This is a genomic window from Nonomuraea sp. NPDC003201 (assembly GCF_053590415.1).
On sequence record NZ_JBSFTC010000512.1, the window covers coordinates 1 to 5,294 of the forward strand.

At 70.8% G+C, this 5,294-nt stretch carries 6 protein-coding genes; all 6 read left to right on the plus strand.

Annotated elements, in window-relative coordinates; all coding sequences use genetic code 11:
- The coding region (locus ACWDX9_RS59360) for a universal stress protein (RefSeq protein ID WP_449972485.1) at nucleotides 1–222 on the plus strand (222 nt) is incomplete at its 5' end.
- A gap of 725 nt (nucleotides 223–947) precedes the next feature.
- Nucleotides 948–1,802 (plus strand): PAC2 family protein, encoded by an 855-nt coding sequence (locus tag ACWDX9_RS59365; RefSeq protein ID WP_363969777.1) that lies wholly within the window; start codon nucleotides 948–950, stop codon nucleotides 1,800–1,802.
- Between the two features lie 229 nt (nucleotides 1,803–2,031).
- Nucleotides 2,032–2,523 (plus strand): hypothetical protein, encoded by a 492-nt coding sequence (locus ACWDX9_RS59370; protein ID WP_449972489.1) that lies wholly within the window; start codon nucleotides 2,032–2,034, stop codon nucleotides 2,521–2,523.
- A gap of 120 nt (nucleotides 2,524–2,643) precedes the next feature.
- Nucleotides 2,644–3,282: a TetR family transcriptional regulator gene (locus ACWDX9_RS59375; RefSeq protein ID WP_449972492.1), complete on the plus strand. Its 639-nt coding sequence runs from the start codon at nucleotides 2,644–2,646 to the stop codon at nucleotides 3,280–3,282.
- A gap of 3 nt (nucleotides 3,283–3,285) precedes the next feature.
- Nucleotides 3,286–4,107: a class I SAM-dependent methyltransferase gene (locus tag ACWDX9_RS59380; protein WP_449972495.1), complete on the plus strand. Its 822-nt coding sequence runs from the start codon at nucleotides 3,286–3,288 to the stop codon at nucleotides 4,105–4,107.
- A 45-nt stretch (nucleotides 4,108–4,152) separates the two neighbouring features.
- Nucleotides 4,153–5,106, plus strand: coding sequence for an NAD-dependent epimerase/dehydratase family protein (locus ACWDX9_RS59385; RefSeq protein WP_449972498.1), 954 nt, complete (start codon nucleotides 4,153–4,155; stop codon nucleotides 5,104–5,106).
- The last annotated feature ends 188 nt before the right edge of the window (nucleotides 5,107–5,294 follow it).

Consider the following 5,294-nt stretch of genomic DNA (forward strand, 5'->3'; position numbering starts at 1 on the left):
GCCGTGGCGGCCGGCGCCTCCGACGTGGTCCTGGCCGCCGAGCAGGGGGACGCCGTGGACGTGCTCGTCTCGCTGGCCGCCCGGCACCGCGCCGACCTGCTGGTGGTGGGCAATCGCGGGCTCAACAGCCTGGCGGGGCGGCTGCTCGGCTCCGTGCCGTCCGCGGTCTCCCACCGCGCCGCCTGCGATGTCCTGATCGTCCGCACGACCGACGGCCGCTGATCCTTCGCTGCTTGTCTTACGCGCACGCGCGCGCGAGGAGCCGGCGGGCGTCGCCCGGGCTGGGACGCGGGTGGCGTAGGTCGCGGGGAGATCACGTATGCGCCGCAGCGGGTAGATACGTGGCCACAGGGGGCATATCAGGCGCATAGAACGGCACATTTCACACAAGGCGCATCAACCGCATTGGGCACGCAGCCCGCATTGGACGCATCGGGTGCAGAGCGCGCACAGGGCGCAGGAGGCACGGGTGTGCAGGAGGCGGACGGTGCTGGAGCGCAGGAGGCGAAGGGCGGCGACGCCGGGGACGTGGGGCCCGCGAGGCGTGGCGGCGTGGAAGTCAAGTGGAAGCCAGAAGGGTCGCGGGTGGCGGAGAAAGCACCCGAGCGCGAGAGGCGGACGGGTGTGGGAGTGCAGGAGAGGGTGCGGTGGGAGGGGTGGGGAGTGGGAGAGCGAGTGGGTGTGGGAGGGCTGGAGGGGTTGCGGGTGGTGGAGGCGGGATAAGGGTGCAGGAGGTATGGGTGACGCGGGGCGGCGTAGGGGTTTCAGGCGGGTTGAGTGGCGGGTTGGGATGGGTGGTGGGGAGGCGCGGTGAGGTGTTCGCCTGAGGGGACGGCGATGGCGCGTTCGCACGTGAGACGCGGGTTGCGCATTCGCGGGGAGATCGGTGACGCCGAGCACTCCCGACCGCATAGGCTTAGCGAGACGATGGAGAGAGGAGGCGACACGTGATAGAGCTCGAAAGGCTCCCCGAGCTCGTAGACCCGGTGCTCATTGCCGCGTTCGAGGGGTGGAACGACGCGGGCGAGGCCTCTAGCGGTGTGATCGCCCATCTCGAGTCCGCCTGGAAGGCCGAGCCGCTGATCGCGCTCGACCCGGACGACTACTACGACTTCCAGGTCACCCGGCCCGTCGTGGAGATGGGCGAGGGGCTGACGCGTTCGATCGTGTGGCCCACGACGCGCCTGCTGCGCGCCCGCCCGCCGGGTCTGGAGCGCGACGTCGTGCTGCTGCGCGGCATCGAGCCCAACATGCGCTGGCGCTCGTTCTGCGCCGACATCATCGAGATCTGCCGCGAGCTGGGCATCGAGCTGGCCGTCATGCTGGGCGCGCTGCTCAACGACTCGCCGCACACCCGGCCCGTGCCCATTCTCGGCGGCGCGACGGACGAGGCGCTGGCCCGTTCGACGAACCTGGAGCTGAGCCGCTACGAAGGCCCGACCGGCATCGTCGGGGTGCTGCAGCACGCGTTCGGCGAGGCGGGGCTGGACGCCATCTCGCTGTGGGCGTCGGTGCCGCACTACGTGGCCCAGCCGCCCAACCCGAAGGCGACGCTCGCGCTGCTGCGCCGCCTGGAGGACGTGCTGGAGATCCCCATGCCCCTGGGCGACCTCGACGAGGAGGCCCGCGCGTGGGAGCGCGGCGTCGACGAGCTGGCCTCGCAGGACACCGAGGTGGCCGAGTACGTCAAGGAGCTGGAGGAGCGCAAGGACGCCGCCGAGCTGCCCGAGGCCAGCGGCGACGCGATCGCGGCGGAGTTCGAGCGTTACCTGCGCCGCCGGGACCGGGACACTGACAGCTAATCCTCAGGGATAAAAACCGCAAATTTTCGGGATTTCGGGTAATAATCGGGGCCGTACAAGATTGCACCAAGTTGCGGCTCCAGACACAAAGCCCGATAAATCCAGAAAACACCCTCGGCTTCGCGCCGTGATGCCTACTCAACTGACCGCGCACGTTAGGCACGCCATGGCGACTTCCCATGTTGACCCGCATCAAAGAAGTCAGGACACCAGGCGCCGCATCCTCGAGATGGCCGTCTCCCTCCGGGAGGACCGCTCCGGCGGCTCCGTGGACCACTTCCTCGCGCTGTTGCAGGACCGCCTTCCGCTCTGGCTGAGCATTCTTCACAATCTCTCCTATCGCATCGGAAAAGGGTGCGTAGCGGACAACCTTCTCCCCATTGCCCGAGCGGGCATTAATTACTACATCGACGTACAAAGTGCGGCACTTCCCGCTTTCACCTCGCCGAACGTGACGGTCCGCTTCCGCGAGGCCGTCCGCGACACGGGGCTGGGGCCGCGCACCGAGGTCGCGCCGCTGGCCGCGTACCTGGCGGCCGAGCAGGACCTCGGCCGGATAGGGCCCGAGGTGGACCCGGAGGCCAGCGCGCGACTGCTGATCGCGGGCTGCTTCCACCGGGCCTACCTCGAGATGTTCGTCGGCGCCGACGCCGGCCCGACGCTGGATGCCAGCGCTCGCGAGATCGTCCGCGAGCTGCGCCTCGATCCCGTCCCCGCCTGACGGCGGCAACACCCCGGCCCCGCCCGCGGCGACCCCGCGAGCGGGGCCGGGGTGTTCGCGCGCGCAAAACCGCACGCAGAACCTTGCCAAGAGACTGAACGCGCGTTTAGCATCCTGAACATGTGTTCAGCATATTCGGACCTGACCGCGCAGGCGAAGATCCGCGACGCGGCCATCGCCCACTTCGCCCGCGACGGCTTCCAGAAGACGAACCTGCGGGCCGTCGCCGCCACCGCGGGCGTGAGCGCCGCCCTGGTCATCCACCACTTCGGCAGCAAGGAGAAGCTGCGGAGCGCCTGCGACGACCATGTGCTCGGCGTCCTGGTACGGCGGGCGCACGAGGCCGGGACGCCCAACCTGCTGGGCGAGTTCATGGCGGACCCGGAGGAGTACCAGCTCAAGGTGCGCTACATGGTCCGGGCGATCGAGGAGGACACCCCCGCGGGGGGCAGGTTCGTCGACACGCTGGTGGCCGAGTCGGAGGCGATCCTGCGGGCCGGGATCGCCGAGGGTTCGGTGCGGCCGTCCTCGGACGTGCGGGCGACGGCCGTGCTCACCGTGCTGACCAGCCTGGCCATGCTGACCATGGCGCCACCCCTGACGCGCGCGCTCGGGCACGAAGGCTTCGGCCCCGAGGTCCTGCGCCGGATGACGCTGCCCACGCTGGAGCTCTTCACCCACGGCCTGTACGCGGACGACGCGCCGCTGAAGGCGGCCACCGCCGCCTGGGAGGCCTCTCAGGAGAACAGGGACGAATGACCGATGGCGACCCCGATTCCCGCTCTGACCCCACTCCAGGACACCCTGTGGCTGACGCTGTGCGGCAGGGCGCTCGACAACCGCCTGCCCCGCCCCGTCCTGGGCGACCGGATGGCCGACGAGATCGTCCGCAAGGTCGGCTACGACTACGGCAAGCTCCACATCCCCTCCTCCAGCGCCCTCTACATCGCGCACCGGGCCAGGAAGCTGGACGAGATCGCCCGGCGCTTCCTCGCCCGCCACCCCGACGCGATCGGCCTCGATCTGGGGGCCGGCCTCGACAGCCGGGCGCTGCGCATCGCCCCGCCGCCCACCGCCGAATGGCACGACGTCGACTTCCCCGAGGTCCTCGCCGCCCGGCGGCGGCTGCTGCCGGATGCGGCCAGGCCCCACGACCTCGCCGCGGACGTCACCGGCCCCGCGTGGCTGGACGGCCTGCCCTCCGACCGGCCGGCGGTGATCGTCGCCGACGGGCTGATCGCGTTCCTCTCCCTGGAGGAGATGATCACGCTGGTGAACCGCCTCATCGGCCACTTCCCCACCGGCGAGATCGCCTTCAACGGCTACAGCAGGTTCGCCGTGTGGGCCCAGAAGCGGTTCGCCGTCGGCAAGAACATCATCGACGTCTCCAAGTTCCCCGGCCTCGACGACCCCCGGGAGCCCGAACGCTGGCACCCGAAGCTGAAGCTGGTCAAGGAGGTCCTGATGACGCGGGAGCCCGAGGTGGCCGGGTTCCCGGCGTGGCTGCGGCTGATGAACCGCCTGACCGCCCCCAGCGCGGTGTTGTCGCGGAAGGGGAACGTGGTTCTCCACTACCGCTTCTAGGGTTAGACTGATTGTCAGTCACACTGACGATCTGGAGAGCTGACCATGATTCTGATCACCGGCGGGCTGGGGTTCATCGGCACGCACACCACCCAGGCCCTGCTCGACCTCGGCGAATCCTGCGTGCTCGTCCAGCGCAGGCCCGCCGTGCTGCCCGAGAGCTTCGCGGACGCGCCCGTCGTCGTCGAGCAGGCCGACCTCACCGACGAGGCGGCCCTCCTGGCCGTCGGCGAGCGGCACAAGATCACCGGAATCGTGCACCTCGCCGGCTCCATCCCGTGGCCGCCCGGCGCGTACCAGCCCCTGGAGGGCGCGGACAAGTCCATCCGGAGCCTCCTGAACGTGTTCCGCGCCGCGAGCGAGTGGCAGGTGACGCGGCTCGGCCTGGCCAGCACGATCGGCGTGTACGGCGGCGTCACCGGCGAGGGCCCGCTCCAGGAGGACCTCCCCCTGCCGATGACGTCACCCCACCCGATCCCGGCGTTCAAGAAGATCGGCGAGCTGCTCGGCGACCATCTGGCCGGGGCCATGGGCCTCGACGTGGTCCACTACCGCATCGGCGCCATCTGGGGGCCGCTCGGCCACACCCAGTCGCCGTTCTTCGCCGCTCCCCAGCTCGTGCACGCCGCCGCGCGCGGCACCGAGCCCGACCTGTCCACGCTGCGCGCCGGCGCGTACATGGAGGACGGCATCGACCTGTGCTACGCCAAGGACTGCGGCCGCGCCCTCGCGCTGCTCCAGCTCGCGGACCGGCTGGCGCACCGCACGTACAACGTGGCCTCCGGGAGGGCGACGACCAACGGCGAGGTCGCCGCGGCGATCAGGAAGCTCGTCCCCGACGCCCGCGTCGGCCTCCCGGAGGGCCGCGACCCCGCCGCGCGGAACACCTGGCTCGACATCACCCGCCTGCGCGAGGACACGGGATACGAGCCCGCCTACGACCCCGAGCGGGCGGTCGCCGACTACCTGGCCTGGCTGCGCGCCGGGAACGAGCGTTAGGCGCGGGCGCTCAGTATCCGAGCGCGGCCAGGCGGCCCACCGTACCGTTGACGGCCTGCGTGTACACGGCCTCGGTCAGCTCGGCGACGCGCGCCCAGCCGTACCTGTCGCGGGCCCTGCGAGCCCCGGCGGCGGCGAGCGCCGCCCGCCTGCCCGGGTGGTCGAGCACGTCGCTCAGCGCCCTGGCC